Source organism: Rhizobium sp. RU33A (assembly GCF_900156055.1).
Lineage (GTDB): Bacteria > Pseudomonadota > Alphaproteobacteria > Rhizobiales > Rhizobiaceae > Allorhizobium.
The window spans coordinates 845,054-863,010 of the sequence record NZ_FTMQ01000001.1 but is presented as its reverse complement, the minus strand read 5'-3'; the positions used below and the strand labels follow the sequence as shown (position 1 = coordinate 863,010).

General features: G+C 61.1%; 17 protein-coding genes. 10 read left to right on the top strand and 7 right to left on the bottom strand.

Annotated elements, in window-relative coordinates:
• Window positions 1-212: 212 nt before the first annotated feature.
• From BW978_RS04145 to BW978_RS04125, 5 genes are all read right to left on the bottom strand, one after another.
• On the bottom strand, window positions 213-1,847 hold the full coding sequence (locus tag BW978_RS04145) for an FGGY-family carbohydrate kinase (RefSeq protein ID WP_076393205.1): 1,635 nt from the start codon (window positions 1,845-1,847) through the stop codon (window positions 213-215).
• Window positions 1,848-1,902: 55 nt separating this feature from the next.
• Window positions 1,903-2,631 (bottom strand): SDR family oxidoreductase, encoded by a 729-nt coding sequence (locus BW978_RS04140; RefSeq protein ID WP_076392439.1) that lies wholly within the window; start codon window positions 2,629-2,631, stop codon window positions 1,903-1,905.
• 21 nt (window positions 2,632-2,652) lie between these two features.
• A complete protein-coding gene (locus BW978_RS04135) occupies window positions 2,653-3,915 on the bottom strand; it encodes a sugar ABC transporter permease (RefSeq protein WP_076392437.1) in 1,263 nt (420 codons plus the stop codon).
• Window positions 3,912-4,733, bottom strand: coding sequence for an ATP-binding cassette domain-containing protein (locus tag BW978_RS04130; protein ID WP_076392435.1), 822 nt, complete (start codon window positions 4,731-4,733; stop codon window positions 3,912-3,914). Before BW978_RS04130 ends, BW978_RS04135 begins: the two co-directional genes overlap by 4 nt.
• A 75-nt stretch (window positions 4,734-4,808) precedes the next feature.
• Window positions 4,809-5,810, bottom strand: a complete 1,002-nt coding sequence (locus tag BW978_RS04125) for an ABC transporter substrate-binding protein (RefSeq protein ID WP_244551902.1) — start codon at window positions 5,808-5,810, stop codon at window positions 4,809-4,811.
• Window positions 5,811-6,131: 321 nt separating this feature from the next.
• On the opposite strand from BW978_RS04125, the gene BW978_RS04120 reads away from it, so the two are divergent.
• The 3 genes from BW978_RS04120 (at window position 6,132) to BW978_RS04110 (ending at window position 9,065) form a co-directional block, all read left to right on the top strand.
• Window positions 6,132-7,145 carry a LacI family DNA-binding transcriptional regulator gene (locus tag BW978_RS04120; RefSeq protein WP_076392431.1) on the top strand — a complete coding sequence of 338 codons (1,014 nt, stop codon included), beginning with the start codon at window positions 6,132-6,134 and terminating at the stop codon, window positions 7,143-7,145.
• 848 nt (window positions 7,146-7,993) lie between these two features.
• Window positions 7,994-8,551: a hypothetical protein gene (locus BW978_RS04115; protein ID WP_244551881.1), complete on the top strand. Its 558-nt coding sequence runs from the start codon at window positions 7,994-7,996 to the stop codon at window positions 8,549-8,551.
• Window positions 8,552-8,579: 28 nt separating this feature from the next.
• Window positions 8,580-9,065 carry a hypothetical protein gene (locus BW978_RS04110; RefSeq protein WP_076392429.1) on the top strand — a complete coding sequence of 162 codons (486 nt, stop codon included), beginning with the start codon at window positions 8,580-8,582 and terminating at the stop codon, window positions 9,063-9,065.
• 144 nt (window positions 9,066-9,209) lie between these two features.
• On the opposite strand, the gene BW978_RS04105 is transcribed toward BW978_RS04110, so the two are convergent.
• Window positions 9,210-10,100, bottom strand: a complete 891-nt coding sequence (locus BW978_RS04105; RefSeq protein WP_076392427.1) for a LysR family transcriptional regulator — start codon at window positions 10,098-10,100, stop codon at window positions 9,210-9,212.
• Between the two features lie 159 nt (window positions 10,101-10,259).
• Between BW978_RS04105 and BW978_RS04100 the strand changes: the two genes are divergently transcribed.
• The 7 genes from BW978_RS04100 to BW978_RS04070 all read left to right on the top strand — a co-directional run bounded on the left by BW978_RS04100 (window position 10,260) and on the right by BW978_RS04070 (window position 17,221).
• On the top strand, window positions 10,260-10,706 hold the full coding sequence (locus BW978_RS04100) for a (2Fe-2S)-binding protein (protein WP_076392425.1): 447 nt from the start codon (window positions 10,260-10,262) through the stop codon (window positions 10,704-10,706).
• Window positions 10,707-10,720: 14 nt separating this feature from the next.
• Window positions 10,721-12,964, top strand: a complete 2,244-nt coding sequence (locus BW978_RS04095) for a xanthine dehydrogenase family protein molybdopterin-binding subunit (protein WP_076392423.1) — start codon at window positions 10,721-10,723, stop codon at window positions 12,962-12,964.
• Complete coding sequence (locus BW978_RS04090; RefSeq protein WP_076392421.1) at window positions 12,961-13,335, top strand: c-type cytochrome; 375 nt, start codon at window positions 12,961-12,963, stop codon at window positions 13,333-13,335. The genes BW978_RS04095 and BW978_RS04090 overlap by 4 nt, the downstream gene beginning before the upstream one ends.
• Before the next feature lie 190 nt (window positions 13,336-13,525).
• Window positions 13,526-14,713: an MFS transporter gene (locus tag BW978_RS04085; RefSeq protein ID WP_076392419.1), complete on the top strand. Its 1,188-nt coding sequence runs from the start codon at window positions 13,526-13,528 to the stop codon at window positions 14,711-14,713.
• Window positions 14,710-15,159: a cyclophilin-like fold protein gene (locus tag BW978_RS04080; RefSeq protein ID WP_244551880.1), complete on the top strand. Its 450-nt coding sequence runs from the start codon at window positions 14,710-14,712 to the stop codon at window positions 15,157-15,159. Before BW978_RS04085 ends, BW978_RS04080 begins: the two co-directional genes overlap by 4 nt.
• Window positions 15,160-15,183: 24 nt before the next feature.
• Window positions 15,184-16,200 carry a zinc-dependent alcohol dehydrogenase family protein gene (locus tag BW978_RS04075; RefSeq protein ID WP_076392417.1) on the top strand — a complete coding sequence of 339 codons (1,017 nt, stop codon included), beginning with the start codon at window positions 15,184-15,186 and terminating at the stop codon, window positions 16,198-16,200.
• A gap of 112 nt (window positions 16,201-16,312) precedes the next feature.
• Window positions 16,313-17,221 carry an XdhC family protein gene (locus BW978_RS04070; RefSeq protein WP_076392415.1) on the top strand — a complete coding sequence of 303 codons (909 nt, stop codon included), beginning with the start codon at window positions 16,313-16,315 and terminating at the stop codon, window positions 17,219-17,221.
• A 137-nt stretch (window positions 17,222-17,358) separates the two neighbouring features.
• Here the strand turns inward: BW978_RS04070 and BW978_RS04065 are convergent, their stop codons facing one another.
• Entirely contained in the window at window positions 17,359-17,757 is a 399-nt protein-coding gene (locus BW978_RS04065) for a (R)-mandelonitrile lyase (protein ID WP_076392413.1), read from the bottom strand.
• Window positions 17,758-17,957 lie beyond the last annotated feature (200 nt).

Genomic DNA, 17,957 nt, shown 5'->3' with positions numbered 1-17,957 from the left:
TCAAATGCTAACCTCACCTCCGGCTCTGCACGCCCGAGCGGAAATAATTGCCGCTCTCCCGCCATGTTGACGTCAGCCCACAGCCCTGTGAGGCATTCCACCCCTCTCGACTGATCAGCAAATGCGGGCACAATACCCAATGGCGGGCCCATATAAGCCTCAGGCCGCAGTATCACGAGTTGCACCCGCAGCCCGATTGCTGCCTAGCAATGCTAGAACGACCTTATGGTCCGCGAAACTTCCTGAAGGTTGAGGAACGCCTGATAGCGTCCTTCATGAAGCGTCGCTACACGCTCGGCGCTTGGCGTGTGGATCGAAGCACTCCTTGCGAGTTCACGCATGGCATCGCGAACATCCGGGAAGGCGCCAGCAGCGACGCTACCAAGAATGGCAGAGCCGAGCAGGACAGGTTCGTCCGCTTCAGTCGCGACAACAGGCTTGCAGCAGGCGTCCGCCAGGATCTGGCGCACTAAGGGGCTTGCACCAGCGCCACCGCTGATCACCACCCGCTCGACGGAAGCACCGGATTTTGCCTGCGTCTCGATGATCTGGCGCAGTCCGTAGCCGATCCCACAGAGGCCGGCGATGTAGAGAGCGATGAGACTGTCGAAGTCACGTTCCATTCCAAGGCCAGCGATGACGGCGCGGGCATGCGGATCGGCAAAAGGAGCGCGGTTCCCGAGAAATTCCGGCACGACATGCAGGCCTGCAGCAAGGTCGACGGCCTCTGAGGCATCAGCAATCTTGAGTGCTGCCTGCTCGGCCATGAAGGCGGGCAAAGACTTCCCCTCGGCCTGTGCCCGGGCGGTCGCCTCCGTGGCAGCGGGATGGAAGGAGAGAAGCTGATCGATCGCCGCGCCCGCGGCACTCTGGCCACCCTCGTTCAGCCACATGCCGGGTACCATGGCCGAATAATACGGTCCCCAGACACCGGGCACGAAGACAGGATCAGCCGTCGACGTCATCGTGCAGGAGGAGGTCCCGAACACGTAAGCCAGGTTCTCGGCCGGCTTGCCGCCGATGCCGACCGTGCCGATGCCACCCGCATGAGCATCGATCATGCCCGCGGCGACCGCCGTACCGGGCTTGAGACCCATGGCTTCGGCGGCTTCAAGCGTCAGTCCCTGCCCCAATCGGGTGCCGGGCTCGACGATGTCAGTACCGATGCGGGTAAAGCCCTCCTTCGCCAGTTCGGCCAAGCCGATCTGATCGAAATAACTTTGATCCCAACGCGCCTCATGGGCGAGATAGGTCCATTTGCAGGTTACCGTGCAGGTCGAGCGCGAAAGATCGCCGGTCGATTTCCAGGTCAGAAAATCAGCGAGATCGAAGAACTGCCAAGCGGCTTTGAAAGTCGCCGGGCGATTTTCCTTAAGCCACAGGATCTTCGGCGTCTCCATCTCGGGCGAGATGCGGCCACCGACATAGCGCAACACATCATGCCCCATCGCATTAATGCGTTCGGCCTGGGCGACGGCGCGGTGGTCCATCCAGACGATGATGTCACGCTCTGCCTCTTCCGAGGGGCCGACTGCGAGCGGCTTACCACCCTCCCCCAGCACCACCAGTGAGCAGGTCGCGTCAAAGCCGAGCCCGATGACCTGATCCGGAGCAACACCCGCAGCATGCACGGCTTCGCGAATGATCGCACAGACGGCATTCCAGATCTCGGTGCTCGACTGCTCGACGATCGAGCCAGCCTCGCGAAAGAGCGTGATATCGCGTTTCGCGACCGACAGCATGCGGCCCTCAAGGTCGAAGAGGCCAGCACGTGCGCTGCCCGTTCCGACATCAACGCCGATGACGTAACGCGTTGCTCCCTCGGTCGAGTTCTGTGCTGAGGTCATGGTCTTCTCGTCTGTTTCGGCATTGCAAGGCAGGCTGGTGAGGATCAACCAGGCGTCAGAGATCGACACTGTTGGGCAGGATCACCAGGTCACGAATGGTCACATTGCGGGGCCGCGACAGCATGAAGAGCACGGCATCGGCCACCTCCTTCGGCTGCATCAGGCTACCATTGGCAAGCGCCTCTTCCATCTTAGCCTTCGGCCAGTCGTCGAGGAGTGCTGTAACAACGGGACCTGGCAGAACCGCACCGACGCGCACGCCATGGGGCGCCACCTGGCGGCGGGTCGAATGCACGAAGGCCTGAACCGCGAATTTCGAAGCCGTGTAGATCGGCTCCCAGACAACCGGAACGACGCCGGCGATCGAGCTGGTGAACAGGATATCACCGGATTTCTGCGCGATCATGTGCGGCAAGACTGCATGCACGGAGCGGAAGGCAGCGTTGATGTTGAGGTTCAGCATGCGGTCCCAGGCATCCGGATCGCCTTCCGCGACTGGACCGCCAATATAGGCACCGGCATTGGCGTGGAATATGTCCAGACCGCCTGCCAGCTCTATAATACGCGGCAGCATGCCCGAGACGGCAGGCCCATCGAAGAGGTCGACGACCAAGGGCTTGGCCCGCTCGCCGAGTTCCTGGCAGAGCGTCTCGAGCTTGTCCTTTGCGCGGTCGATTAGGACAACCGTCGCGCCTTCGGCGATCAGGGTGCGGGCGCATTCGAGGCCTATGCCCGAAGCTGCTCCGGTGATAGCGGCAACCTTGCCCTTCATCAGTACAGTCATAACAAGTCTCCAGTCTTTGGATCAGGCGCGGCCATGGCTGACGCGCGAGCGGCGGGCAAGCGAGTCGACGATGACGGCGATGGCGAGAACAGCACCGGTGATCATATAGCGAAGCGACGAGCTGAGGTTGAGAAGCGTCAACCCGTTCGAGATCGCCTGGATGACGATGATGCCGAGCAGGGCCGAATAGGCACTGCCGCGTCCGCCGAAGAGGCTGGTCCCGCCGATGACGGCCGCCGCGATCGCGTTGAGGTTGACGTCACCCGTGCCGGCCTGCTGGCTAGACGATGCGAGACGCGATGCAGACAAAGTGCCGCCGAGAGCGGCCAGCGTCGAGCAAAGCATGAATGCGCTCATATAAATGCGGCGGACATTGATACCCGAGCGGCGTGCAGCCTCGCGGTTGCCACCGACTGCAAACATCGAGCGGCCCCACTTGGTCTTGGTGAGCGCATAATTGAGGATCACGACCAGGGCCACGAACAGGCCAAACATCCATGGCACGCCGCGTCCAAGGTTCAGGTAGTAGACAGCAGCCTCGAGGACCACCGTCAGGACCACGGCCTTGACGATGAGGCTGCTGATCGGCTGCGAGGAGAGATTGACGGCCTGTCGACGCGCTCGGATGACCATACCGGCGACAATCAAGACGGCGCCAGGCACAAGTGCCAGCAGGTAGGACAGCCAGTCAGGCATCACGAGGATCTGGCCGAAGCGCACCAGCGGCGAGGCATATGGCAGGTTGATGCTGCCCGTGGGCCCAAGGATATAGAGCTGCAAGCCGAGCAGCGCGAGCAGACCGGCAAGCGTTGCAACGAAGCTCGGCATGCCCAGCCGATTGTACATCATCGCATAGAGCGCACCGACGCCCGCTCCCGTTACCAGTGCCGCACCAATGGCGAGCGGCAGCGGGATGCCGGAATTCACCCAGAGCACGCCGATGATCGCCGAGGCGAGACCGCTCATCGAGCCGACCGAGAGGTCGATCTCGCCGAGAATGAGCACACACACGATGCCAAGCGAGATGATGCCGACTGTCGCGCAGTCGAACAGCAGGTTCACAAGGTTGTTCGGCGCAAGGAAGATCGGATTGAGAATGCTGAAGACCGTCGAGATGACGATCAGACCGATCGCGACCGGCAACATTCCGAGGTCGCCGGAACGAATCCGGCTGACGAAGGCGCGGACCATACCGCCGATGCCATCGGCGTGGCGAACGCGCTCATCGCTGCGGTCGAGAGCAAGGGGCGCAGGCTTGTTTTCATTCGACATCTGAGTGCTCATGCGGGGCTCCCGCCGATTTCGGCCTGTTCGACGGCCTTTCGGCCGGCGCGGCGCGAGACAGAGTTTTCCGTGGCGCCGGTGATGGCGGCAACGAGTTCATGGTTGGAGGCGTCAGGCGAGAAGACGCCGTTGTTCTTGCCGAGACGCAGGACGACGACGCGGTCGGCAACGGCACGGACGTCTTCCATGTTGTGGCTGATGATGATGACCCCGAGGCCGCGCTCACGGACGCGCTCGATCAGGTTCAGGACTTCGGCGGTCTGGGCGACGCCAAGTGCTGCCGTCGGCTCGTCGAGCATGATGATCTTGGGGTCGAGAAGCAGCGAACGGGCAATCGCGACCGTCTGGCGCTGGCCACCTGACAGCGAGGCAATCGGCTCACGGACCGAGGGGATGCGGGCAGCGAGTTCGCGCAGCAGCGTCCAGGCACGCACCTCCATCGCCACCTCATCGAGGTTCCAGGGCGAGAGTTCATGTCCGAGAAAGAGATTGGCGACGACGTCGAGATTTTCGCAGAGCGCCAGATCCTGAAAGACCGTCGCGATGCCGAGTTCGAGCGCGCGGCTCGGGCTGTCGAGAGAAACTTCCTGACCCATGAACTCGATCCGGCCGGAACTGGGCTGGTGGACGCCCGCCAGGACCTTGATCAGTGTCGACTTGCCGGCGCCATTGTCACCGACGAGAGCGACGACCTCGCCCGCCTTCACTTCAAGCTCGATGTCGCTCAGCGCGGAAACCGCACCGAAATTCTTCGAGATATTGCTCAGCTTCAGGATGGTCGTACCCTTGGGTGGCAGACCGATGTCATTTCGTTGCATGACGGGGCTCTTCTTTGGGACATGGGATACGCCCGGCCGGAGCAAGCCCCGACCGAGCGCCTTGGGAGATCGATGTTACTGGATGATGCCGAGCTTCTTGCAACCCTCTGCATATTCACCGGTGCAGACATCTTCAGGCTTCTGGATGCCCTTGTCGAAGATCTCTGCCTTGATGTTTTCCGCGGTCACAACGGCCGGCACGAAGAGCTCGGACGGCGTGTTGTAGAGTGTCGTCTTGGCTTCGACCGTCTCGCCCTTCAGAAGCTTCACAGCCACATTTGCTGCTGCAGCCGCGACGATTTCCGATGGCTTGGAGATCGTATTGTACTGGTCGCCCGAGATGATCAACTGCAGGGCCGCGATCGTCGCGTCGTTGCCGGTGACTGGCGGGACAGGGTTTACGCCAGCGGCCTTGAAGGCAGCGATCGCGCCGCCGCCCGTGCCGTCGTTGGCGGCAACCACGCCCTTGATCTCGGCGCCGAAGCGGGTGATCTGGCCGGCGGCCCATTCCTGTGCCTTTGGCGGCGCCCATTCCGGCGTGTCGAATTCGGCAAGCGTCTTGTAGCCGGAGTCCTTCAAGCCACGATGGATGCCGTCACGGATGAGGCCAGCCGCTGCATCGGTTGGCGAACCGTTGATCTGCAGCACGCCCGAACCTTCCGGAACGCCACTGGCCTTCAGATGGTCAACGAGCGACTTGGCGATCGCATGGCCGATGCCTTCATTGTCGAAGGACACGTAGTAGTCTGCAGCCTTGTCCGGGATCGGACGGTCATAGGCGATGACCTTGACGTCCTGGGACTGGGCGATTTCGACGAGAGCGGCGGCGGCAGCGGAATCGACCGGATCAAGAACAACGACTTTGGCGCCCTGAGCGATCACGGAATTAAACTGCTGCTGCTGAAGCGCGACGTCCGCATTGGCATTCTGGTAGATGACGGTGCAGGTGGGGCAGAGCTTCTCCATCTCGGCCTTGAAGCCCGGATAGTCGTGCTCCTCATAGCGCGTCGATGCCTGGTCGGGCATCAGGAAGGCTACGGTTGACCCTTCCTGCGCGAGGGCAGAGCCGGAAAGCATTGCGGCGAGACCGACGGTCGCCAGCAGCATGGAACGAATTCTCATATCTCATTCTCCTCCTTGAATGGGAACAGCTCGCCTTGTGAGGCTGCTCCGGACTGTCATTCTCCCGCCCATTCCGCCTCGTCCGACATGAGGACGCAGCGCATCGTTCGTCGCCGAGCATATCGGCGCCGCAAGACATGGGTACTGGCAGAACGCCTCCCGGTCGACCCTCCACAGCCAACCTGTATCATCGATTGAGCACCACTGCTCAATCGATGAAGCAAGAATTGCCACTTCTCTCGTTTGATGTCAAGTTGGGTCTCGTAGGAGGATTTCGTGAATCAGCAGCGCCCGCAGAAAAAGACGACGATCTATGATCTGGCCGAGCTTGCCGGAACCTCGGCGAGTGCCGTCAGCGCCGTCCTGAACGGCAACTGGAAAAAGCGCCGGATTAGTAGCCAGTTGGCAGAAAAGATCACTCGGATAGCCGAGGAACAGGGCTATGCCATCAACATGCAGGCAAGCCTGCTGCGCCGGGAAAAGTCCCGGATCATTGGCATGATTGTTCCCAAATACGACAACCGCTATTTCGGCTCGATCGTCGAGACCTTCGAAATCATGGCGCGCGAGCGCGGGCTGTTCCCGATCATCACCTGTACGCTGCGTGATCCCGACTTGGAGATGGAAGCGGCACGCACCATGCTGTCGTATCAAGTGGAATGGCTGATCTCCACGGGTGCAACCGATCCGGATCGTATAACCGACATCTGCTTGGCTGCAGGCGCTCGTAGTTTGAACCTTGACCTTCCAGGCACCAAGGCGACGTCGATCATCTCCGACAACTTCGCCGGCGCGCGCGAACTAACTCGGCGCACACTGATCAACCATCACACTAAGACCGGTGTCTTGGCGCCGCTACTCTTCATCGGCGGTCGTGGCAGTGACCACAACACCGCCGAACGTATCCGCGGCTTTCGCACTGCTCATCAGGATCTCGGCGTGCCGATCGAGGAACACCATGTCCTCGCCTGCGGCTACGCGCCAGACAAGGCCGCGCAAGCGCTCAGCGCCATGGCGGCCAGAGAAGGAAGCGTGCCGCGCGGCATGTTCGTCAACTCTACCATTTCGCTCGAAGGCGTCATGCGCTGGATCAAATCCTCAGCCCACTTTCAGGGGGAGCAACCCATCATCGGTTGCTTTGACTGGGACCCCTTTGTCGCCCTGCTTGGCCACGACATCGAAATGGCACGCCAGGACGTGCCCGGCATGCTTACCGCCGCCTTCGACATTCTCGAAAAGGGAAGTAGCGACGGCCGCAAGCTGATCGAGATCCCGCCGATTTTTGCGTGAGCCAAATAGATCGCCAATCTGAAGCATTTGGTAAAATCAGAATTGGGGGTGCAAACATCAGCGGCGGCACATTTTGCGATATAGCAAACTGTCCCTGCGCGATCATTTGCGCTTCAATACAGCGCACTAGGGCAGCCGCGCACGAATGCCGCTTCACCTCCAACTCGGTGCTTACGAGCGGAAATAATTGCCGCTCTCCCGCCCTGTTGACGTCGGCCCAAGGCCAGGGCTCAAAGATGGCATCCACAGTCGCTTGCGGCAGGAAAAGCGTAGGCAAATCAGAGGCTATTTCTCTACGTCGTTGAAATCATGCGAGAATCAAGACCCTCCAGGCAGGCTATTGGGGACGGTTTTCCGCTGAGAATCAGCGATCATTTCTCACGGAAAAAACCGACGCCTTCTCAACAACTTGTGCAATCGTAGCTGCCGTCCTGCAGGACATTCATCGTGCTGAAACGGGTCCCGCAAAATTGACTGGGGACCCGCAATCCAAGCCGGATACCGACCGCAATTGGCCGTTCCATTCGAGCTCGCAATCGAATGGCAAGAGAGAAATGGTGTGGCACTTCAGACGGTGGCGCAGTTCAGTTAACCGGTGCGCCTGTGGGAAACTCGCAAACCATTTTCTGTGGCCGCCTTTAATCCAACCATGCCAGCGGGACATGGACTACGCCACTTATGTCCCAGGCCCATAAGCCTGATGAGTTCTCCGAGGCTAATCTTTAGACCGCGAGGCATCTAGGATGGCTGTCGAAATCAGAGGCTGTGGTGAACTGAGCGCCGGTCAGGCCAGATCCCACAGATCCGACTGATCGCAAGATCGATTTCTCATCTGGAGTTTGAGAACAATGCCTCGCAAAAACATGGCAGCAGCCAGTCTTGTCAGCGCAAAACGATGGTCGGCTGTTCTGGGACTTGCCGTGGCTTTCGCGTTCACCAGTGTTCCGCTCGCGCTGAACACTGCGTCGGCCCACCATGGCTGGCCAACCTTCGACACCAGCAGGCTTGTCTATATCGCCGGAACCGTCTCGTCCGAGGGCGTTTGGGGTAATCCGCACTCGGAGTTCGATGTAAAGCTGGATGCGAGCCTGCCACCCGATACGCCCGAGCTTCCCATACCGGAAGAACTGCAACATCCGGAGGACAGCGTGCGCGTCAACCGCGCACTGGCGTATGACGGCAGCCTTGGGGAGCTCGAAATCGTCATCGCACCACCGGCATGGTCCGGGCGGTGGGGGCTGGATCGGCCACTGAGGGTCGGCGAGCGTTTCCAGGCCGTCGGCTACATCAACCGCAGCGATGAAGGTCTCTTTCGTCCGGTGGTGTTCTGGTACGGGGATGACGCGACACCGGTGAACCAGGTTCTTGGCAACACGCTCCCCGAACGAGCTCCTTTGCCGGACTAAGTGCCAACACTAGAAAGAACCGAAACCCGTGTTGAACTCAGCTCTCGAACTGCTTCAGGCATCTATCGTCGGTCAGACTGTACGATCTGCAGGCTATCTGTACGCCGCGCTTGAAACCTTTCACGTCCTCGGGATAGGGCTGCTGATCGGGTCGATTTTTGCTATCGACCTGCGTCTACTGGGCGTCGGCAGACAGTCTGTGTCTGTGACATCAGCCATGCGGCACCTGCTGCCAGTGTCCTATGTCGGCTTCATCACGGCATTCATCACGGGTGTTGCGTTGCTGAGCGCCCAGGCAACGATGATCGCGGCCTCCGGGGCGGCGCCGTGGAAATTCTGGCTATTGGTTGCGGCAGGCGCAAATGCGCTGGCCTTCCATTTCGGCGCTGGTCGCGGCATGGCCCAATGGGGCGAGGCTTCGATGCCCCCGTTTTTCGCACGTGTCGCGGCCTTGCTCTCCATCTCAGCCTGGACCGGCGTGACGTTCGCAGGCCAGATGCTTCCCTACACCTGACGGAGCCGTATCATGACCGAATTCCTGAAGACCTACGCCCGCCACTTCCAGAGGCTCCTGATGATCGGCGGTCTCATCGGTTCACTCGCATACTCGGTGTTCTGTGCGCCGGTCATCGCCTTTGCGTGACACGGCAAAGGGCTGCTACTTCTGCCGCAATGCATCGACGACAACCCGGAAGGCGGGTGCGTTCTGGTGGCGGCTGGGATAATATAGATAATAGCCCGGAAAGGGTGGCGTCCAATCCTCAAGGAGCGTCACGAGCGTGCCGGCTGAAAGTTCAGCAGCAACCAGATCGTCTGGAACGTAGGCGACACCGAGACCTTTCACGGCCGCATCAACCATGGGATAGGACGAATTGAACGTGAGCTGGCCCACGACCCGAACGCGCAGTTCCTGCCCATCTTTCTCGAATTCCCAGGCATAGAGCCCTCCGCCGGTTGCCTGGCGCATGTTGATGCAGTTGTGGCCGACCAGATCCTGCGGGTGCTGAGGCATAGGCTTGTCCGCGAGGTAAGCCGGCGATGCGACGACCAGCATGCGCCAGTCCGGGCCGATCCGAACGGCAATCATGTCCTTTTCGATGCTTTCACCGAGCCGCACGCCGGCGTCGAACCCGTCTTCAACGATGTTGCGCAAGCCATTGTCACGGCTGAGTTCGACCCGGACATCCGGATAGTCCTTCAGGATCGGCTGCAATTTCGGCCAGACCACTGTTTCCAGCGCGTGGTCGGAAAGCGTGATGCGAACGGTACCGGCCGGTTTGTCACGCAGGTCCGAGAGTGCTTCCAGCTCGCCACGGATCGCCGTGATGCGCGGCAAAAGCGCATTGAACAGACGCTCACCGGCCTCCGTCAGCGAAACGCTGCGCGTCGTCCGGGTGAGAAGGCGCAGGCCCAGACGCGTCTCAAGTCGCTTGATCGTGTGGCTGAGGGTCGACTGCGTGATCCCGAGCTTGGCCGCCGCTTTCGTAAAGCTGCGATCTTCAGCCAGTGCCAGGAACCAGAGCAGGTCGTTGAAGTCTTCCCTTGCCATCCAGCATCCTCGCTTTTCGCCATTTATGGTCGTCGTCGATAAATCTAAGCGACCAAAGCCGACTAATGCATATCAAATGCACTTGATAGTGTGTGGCATGGAATAGTCCGCAGACTGTTCCAGCCCCTTCTCCCCCGAACCGATCGAAGGACCCCCGCCATGGAACTCAACATCAACGGAACACCGCAGCAGGTGGATGTCGAAGCCGATACTCCCTTGCTCTGGGTGCTGCGCGATACACTCGGGATGACCGGCACCAAATACGGTTGCGGTCTCGCGCAATGTGGCGCCTGCACGGTCCTCGTCGACGGGCAGCCGACCCGCTCTTGCGTCACAACGATAGACACGGTAGTTGGCACGCAGATCACCACCATCGAGGCCATCACCGAGGATCCCATCGGTCAGAAGGTGGTCGAGGCCTGGGTGGCAAATCAGGTGCCGCAATGCGGCTACTGCCAGTCCGGCCAGGTCATGGCCGCGACCGCGCTCCTCAAAGAGACACCCCAGCCGACCGACGACGACATTGCGGCTGCCATGGTCAATCTCTGTCGCTGTGGAACCTATAACGCGATCGCCGCCGCCGTGCGCGAAGCGGCCCAGGCTTGATTGGAGGGATTGCGATGAACCAGGTTCATATCGATACACCCGCAAATACTGCCAGCGATGACAAGCCGTTCAAGATCTCGCGTCGCGGCTTCCTCGGCACGGTTGCCGGTGCGCTTGTTCTCGGCGTTACCGTACCCGGCGCAATTCGTCCGGCACTAGCGCAGGCCGCCGCGACCGTTGCTCCCGGGACCCGCGTCCCAGCCTTTATCGAGATCCGGCCCGACAGCACGGTGTTCTTCCGCAGCGCCTTCATCGAAGGTGGTCAGGGCATCTTCACGGCGATGGCACAGATCGTCGGCGAAGAACTCGATGTCGACCCCGCCAATTTCGTGGTCGAGGCAGCACCGCCCGGCCCGGACTACGGCCTGATCGGCGGCTTCCGCTTCACCGGCGGCAGCTTCTCTGTCCGTTCGAGCTACGACATCATGCGTAAGCTTGGCGCGTCTGCGCGTGGCATGCTGCTTCAGGCCGCCGCCGAGAGACTGTCGGTTCCGGTTGCAGAGCTTTCGACCGAACCGGGTCGCGTGCTGCATGCCGCTTCGGGCCGCAGTCTCGCCTATGGCGAAATCGCTGAGGCCGCCGCAGGTCTGCCTGTTCCGGAAACGGTCACACTCCGGGAATCCAAGGACTTCCGCTGGATCGGAAAACCGGTCGGACGGCTGGACGTTCACGCGAAGGCGACGGGCAAGGCCCAGTATGCGATCGACACCAAGGTCGACGGCATGCTCTTTGCTGCCGTGCAGCACAGCCCGCGGCTCGGTCAGGAACCCGGCGCAATGACGAACGAGGCCGAGATCAAGACGCGCACTGGCGTGCATTCGGTGCACACGCTTCCCGGAGCCGTCGCTGTCGTCGCCGATAGTTGGTGGCGCGCGCGCATGGCTGTCGAAGCGCTGCAGGTTTCCTGGAATGAAGCCGCAGCCGGAACGCCCCACGCGATGCCTGCGGATTTCTCCAGCACAGGCCATATGGAAAAGCTCAAGGCGACGACCGGTGATGGCGTGACCTTCGAGGAAGAAGGAGATACCGCTGCCGCCCTTTCATCAGCCGCGAAGGTTGTTGAAGCGACCTATGACGCGCCTCACCTCGCCCATGGCCAGTTGGAGCCGCCGTCTGCCGTCGCGCGCTGGAATGAGGACGGGACGCTCGAACTCTGGATTCCCAACCAGGCGCCGGAAATGTTCCAGGGCGATGCAGCCAAGGTCGCCGGCATTGCGCCGGAGAAGGTCATCATCCACTCGCCGATGCTGGGTGGGTTCTTTGGTCGCCACTTTCTCTACCAGAGCGCCAATCCCTATCCGCAGGCCATCCTGCTTTCAAAGGCTGTCGGTCGTCCGATCAAGCTCGTCTGGAGCCGCGAGGAGGAGTTCCTGCGCGACACCCTGCGTCCGATGGCGGCAGTCCGCTTCCGCGCGGGGCTGGACCAGGATGGCAATCCGACGGCGTTCTCGGCGGTCGCCGTCGGTGAAGGTGCCACGGGACGCTGGTATGGTCGTCAACCCGACAAGGTCGACAGTTCGGCGGTCGAGGGCATCGCCGGCAAGGTCTATGCGATCCCCAAAAAGCGGATTGCCCAGATCCATGTCGACGATCCCGCGATCATCGGCTTCTGGCGCTCGGTCGGCCATTCGATGAACGACTTCTTCTCGGAGACCTTCTTCGACGAGATGGCGGATGCCGGCGCCAAGGATCCCTATGAACTGCGTCTTGCGCTCCTGAAGAACAGTCCGCGCCATCTGACGCTGCTGCAGGCAGCGGCCGAGCTATCGGGCGGCTGGAAGCGGGGTCCCTTTGCGGCAGAGGATGGAACGCGCCGCGCCCGGGGCGTGGCCATGGCCTCGCCCTTCGGCAGCGAAGTGGCGACGATCGCGGAAGTCTCGCTGTCGGATGGTCAGGTCTTGGTGCACGACGTCTGGGTCGCAATCGACCCGGGCACCGTGGTCAACCCGCGGGTGATCGAGCATCAGGTCAACTCGGCCGTCGCGCTCGGCGTTTCCTCCGCACTTCTGGAAGAAGTCGTCTATGTCGACGGCCTTCCCCAGGCTCGCAACTACGACGGCTATCAGATCCTGACGCCGGACCGCATGCCGAGAGTGCATGTCCGCATCATCGAAAGCGGCGCACCGATCGGCGGCATCGGTGAGCCCGGTCTTCCGGGCGTGCCTCCCGCCATCGCCAATGCCGTGGCCGTCCTTGCCACGGAACGACCGCGCAGCCTGCCGCTGTCGAAGACGACAATCCAGGAGAAGCAGGGATGATATTGAGTACTTTCAAGCATATCGCCGCCGCAGTCATCGCTACCGTCCTGCTGGCCCTTCAGGCTCATGCACAGGATGCAGCGGACGGACAGAGGCTGTTCCAGCAGCGTTGCGGCATCTGTCACCAGATCGATAGCACGCGCAACGGTGTCGGCCCCCATCTGCAGGGCGTGATCGGCAAGGCAGCGGGGAGCGTGGAAGGCTTCCGCTATTCGCCTGCAATGCAAAGCTCGGGCATCACCTGGGATGCGGCCCAGCTCGATACCTTCCTCACCAATCCGGCCGGGTTGGTAAGGGGAACGCGGATGACACAGCGCTTCGCCAAGGCCGACGAACGGAAGGCCATCATCGACTTCCTCGCCTCGCGCTAACTCATGCGCATCCTTCCCGGACCCAACAGATAAGACACGATCTCCCGCCCTGCCCTGCAAGGCGGGAGATCTTCATTGATGGTCTCCATCGATAAATGCATGCGAGATGGCGCCGCTAATCGGCCCAATGGAAACTGGCTACAAAGGACGCGAGAGGGCATGTCGCCGCTTTCGAAGGATGATGTAGACCATGGCCGAGCTGACCTATCGCGAAACATTGAAATCACCGGCAGCCTGGGGTGCCGTCGGCTCCATGGCGCTGACTGTTTCCGTGCTGATCGCCTCGGAATTCATGCCCGTCAGCCTGCTGACACCAATCGCCCGCGATCTGACCATGCTCGAGGGACAGGTGGGACAGGCGATCTCGGCTTCCGGGTTCTTCGCCGTCGTCACCAGCCTGTTTGTTGCCCGGCTGACGGCAGGCATCGATCGCAAGACGGTTCTCACCTGGTTTTCCGTACTGCTGGTACTTTCCGCTGTGGTGGTGACCTTTGCTCCGAACTACTGGATCCTCATGGCAGGTCGTGCGCTGCTTGGCATTGCGATTGGCGGCTTCTGGTCGATGTCGACGGCCATCGTCATGCGGCTCCTGCCGACTGATCAGGTGCCCAAAGGACTGGCCGCACTGAATGCCGGCAACGCCATCGCCGCCACGATTTCCGCGCCGCTTGGCAGCTTTCTCGGCGAATTGATCGGCTGGCGTGGCGCCTTCTTCCTCGTTGTGCCCTTGGCTCTGGTCGCTCTTGCCTGGCAGTGGATGACCACGCCCGATCTCCCGGCAGAGGACGACAAGCGGACAGCCAACGTCTTCCGCTTGCTGGCTCGCCGTCAGGTCGCACTCGGCATGACGGCCATCCTGCTGCTGTTCATGGGCCAGTTTTCACTCTTCACCTATCTCAGACCCTATCTGGAGAGCGCCTCGGGGTTCGGCGTGACCTCGCTCTCGCTTGTGATGCTGCTGATGGGACTGGCGGGCGTGGCCGGAACCTGGAGCATCAGCCGCCTGCTGCCGCACTGGCTTTATACGCTCGCGATCGGCATGCCGCTGACCATGGCTCTCCTTGCCGTCGGGCTTGTGGCGGCTTCAAGCTCGCCACTTGCCGTGACGCTCCTCCTCGGTGCCTGGGGCTTCGTCGGCACGGCCGCTCCCGTCGCCTGGGGGACTTGGCTCGCCCAGGTCTTGAGCGACGACGCCGAAGCCGGTGGCGGTCTGCAGGTTGCCGTCATCCAGTTCGCCATCACACTCGGTGCTGCACTCGGCGGCCTGCTGTTCGATCATGTCGGCTGGTGGAGTTCATTTCTCTTCGCTGCACTCCTGCTTGTCGGCTCTTCGCTTGCTGCCTTCGCCGCGCGCTCCAACTGGGAGAACGCAAAATGAGCAGGGATCACCGACTGACCCGCAGAACACTGCTCCTGGCTGGGGCACTGAGCCCCATCCTCCCTCACGTCACCCATGCGCAGGACCGCAACCTGATGAAGATACGTTTCAGCTTCAGCGACCAGGATTTCACCGCCACATTATACGACAACGTGTCGGCGCGCGATTTCGCTTCGATGCTGCCACTCGACGTCGAGGTGTCGGATTATTCGACGAACGAGAAGATTGCCTACCTTCCGCGCAAGCTTAATCCTGAAGCACGGGGTCCCTTCCCCAACCCCGCAATTGGCGACATCTGCTACTATGTGCCCTGGGGTAACCTCGTTCTCTATCACGGGGACTATTCGTCGATCCGCGATCTCGTTCGCCTCGGACGCATCGATGGCGGTGTGGAACCCATCCTTACGCGCGGCACCTATCCGATGCGCGTCACCCGTATTTCCTGACATCCCGGAGAAAGGACAAGACCCATGCTGGCCACCATACTCCATGACAAAGGCGATATCCGCTGCGAAGAGGTCGCTGAACCCACGATCCTCAAGCCGACGGATGCCATCATCAAGCTTGCGGCTTCCTGCGTCTGCGGCTCCGATCTCTGGCCCTATCGCGGCCTTCAGCCGATGAATGGCCCCGCCAACATGGGCCATGAATATTGCGGTGTCGTCGTCGAGGTCGGCGATGCCGTGAAGACGATCAAACCCGGCCAATTCGTCGTCGGCTCGTTTTGCCTCTCGGACAACACCTGCCCGCACTGCCGCTTCGGTTTCCAGTCCTCCTGCGAGCAACGAGAGTTCATGACGGGTGCGCAGGCGCCTTACGCCCGCGTTCCGCTCGCCGACGGCACACTGGTCGCAACACCGCAGCTGCCCGATGAGGACCTGATTCCAAGCCTGCTGGCCGTTTCGGACGTTCTCGGCACCGGCTGGTATGCCGCCGATGCAGCCCGCGTTTCGGAAGGCTCCACGGCTGTTGTTGTCGGCGACGGCGCCGTTGGTCTGATGGGCGTTCTCGCCGCCAAGCAGATGGGGGCCGAACGGATCATCGCCATGAGCCGCCACAAGAGCCGCCAGGATCTGGCGCTCGAATTCGGCGCCACACACATCGTTTCCGAACGCGGCGATGACGGCGTGAAGCGGATCAAGGAGATCACGAACGGGGTCGGCGCCGAATCCGTGCTTGAATGTGTCGGCACGCAGGAATCCATGTCCCAGGCGATCAGTTGCGCCCGCCCGGGCGGCCATATCGGCTTCGTCGGCGTTCCCCATGGAGTCCAGATCGCCGGTCAGGACCTGTTCTTCGCCCAGAAGAGCCTGATGGGCGGCCCTGCCCCCGTCCGCCGCTTCCTGCCCTATCTCATGGATCTGGTGCTCAAACGCGAGATCAATCCGGGCCGTGTCTTCGACCTCGAAATCCCGCTCTCCGATGTCGCCGAAGGTTACCGTGCCATGGACGAAAGGCGGGCGGTCAAGGCCCTGCTGCGACTGTAGCGGCTGCTGCCTGCGCTGTTTGCAAAGACAATCAGACTCCACTTATCAGCGTTGCCGAAAATGATTTCCGGTGGCGGGGATGTACCTTTATCAAGCGTGACTTGGCTCAAAAATGCTCATCCATCCACACAAGGCGTTCGATAGCGATGATCCGCAGGAGCTGTTGGGCTTTGCCCTGGAGGTCTCGCGGACACATGCCTGTGCGCTGGCAACCCTGGTCGATATCAAGGGCGGCGCGGCCAGATCGCTGGGATCCCACATCGTGGTCGCAGCCGACGGACGTTATGCCGGATACGTCTCGGGAGGATGTGTGGAAGCGGCGATTGCAGCGGAAGCCCTTCTCGCGATCCAAGATCGGAAAGACAAGCTCGTCAGCTTTGGCAAAGACTCGCCCTTCAAGGATATCGTCTTGCCATGCGGCGGCAGCATCACCGTTGCCATTCACGTGTTGAAGGACGTGGCGAGTTTACAATTGGCTGTCACCCGTCTTAGCGAGCGGCATCCTGCGGCTCTTTCCTATGACCCGAACGCGGAAAGCCTTACCCACTCGGACCTTTTGCAAGGGACTGGGTGGAATGACGACATCTTTACCACCGTCTACCATCCACCGATCCGAACACTTGTGTCAGGTGGATCCTTCGAAGTGGCTCGCTTCACCGCCTTGATGCGAGCCGCCGAGATGGAGGTCGTCACCGTTCCGGACAGATTTCGGAGCGCGGATGTGAAACCATTGGTCGACGGCTACACGGCGATCGTCCTGATGCATCATGATCTGGACAAGGAAATGGGACTCTTGAACGTCGCTCTGGAAAGCGACGCGTTCTACATCGGCGCACTTGGCAGCAGACGGACGCATGACAAACGCATCCTTCGTCTTCGTGAGCTTGGCTACGAACAAGCCGTGATCGACCGGATCAAGGCTCCCATCGGGATGTTTGGCCCAGCCCGTCATGCGACCTCACTGGCAATTTCCATACTGGCGGACGTGGCGGTTGCCCACGAGAAGACACTCGGCCATTAAGGCCAAACATCCGTCTCACGTGTCGCGGACACAAAAGCTGCCGGCTCCCATCTGCGAAGCGGGCACCCCTGATATCATGCCCCTAGGTGAGAGCATCTCCTTCCCATGGCGGGTCTTCAGTATCCGTGGAGTTACGTTTATGACGCTGAATAGTCCGCGTCGCTGACCTGCTCCAGCCAGTCGACCGCCTTCCCGTCGAGGCTCTCCTGGATGGCGATGTGCACCATCGCGGTCGCGGGGGCCGCACCATGCCAGTGCTTTTCTCCTGGTTCAAACCAGACGACATCTCCGGGGCGGATCTCTTCAACCGGCCCGCCCTCGTGCTGCGCGCGTCCGACGCCGGAAATCACAATGATGATCTGCCCCAGGGGATGCGTATGCCAGGCGGTTCGCGCACCTGGTTCGAATGTGACGGTGTTGCCCGCTGCCGAAGCCGGTTCCCGGACTGGGAAAAGCGGATCGATCCTGACTGCACCGGTGAACCAGTCCGACGGTCCCTTTACTGATGCCTGGCTACCAGCTCTGCGAATGTCCATGAGTGTCCCTCTTTGCGATCATGAAGTGCTGCGGTTCACGCAGGATGCCATGCGACGGCGCAAATGATTAGTCGTCATTCAGGCTGACGCCTATCGATGGAGACCATGAGCCGGGGATGCGAACGCGGCTTGGGTACCCACGTTGTTCTCCCAACAGAAATAGGCAAGGCCGATTGCCCGGCGAGTTTCATGAGCGCCCA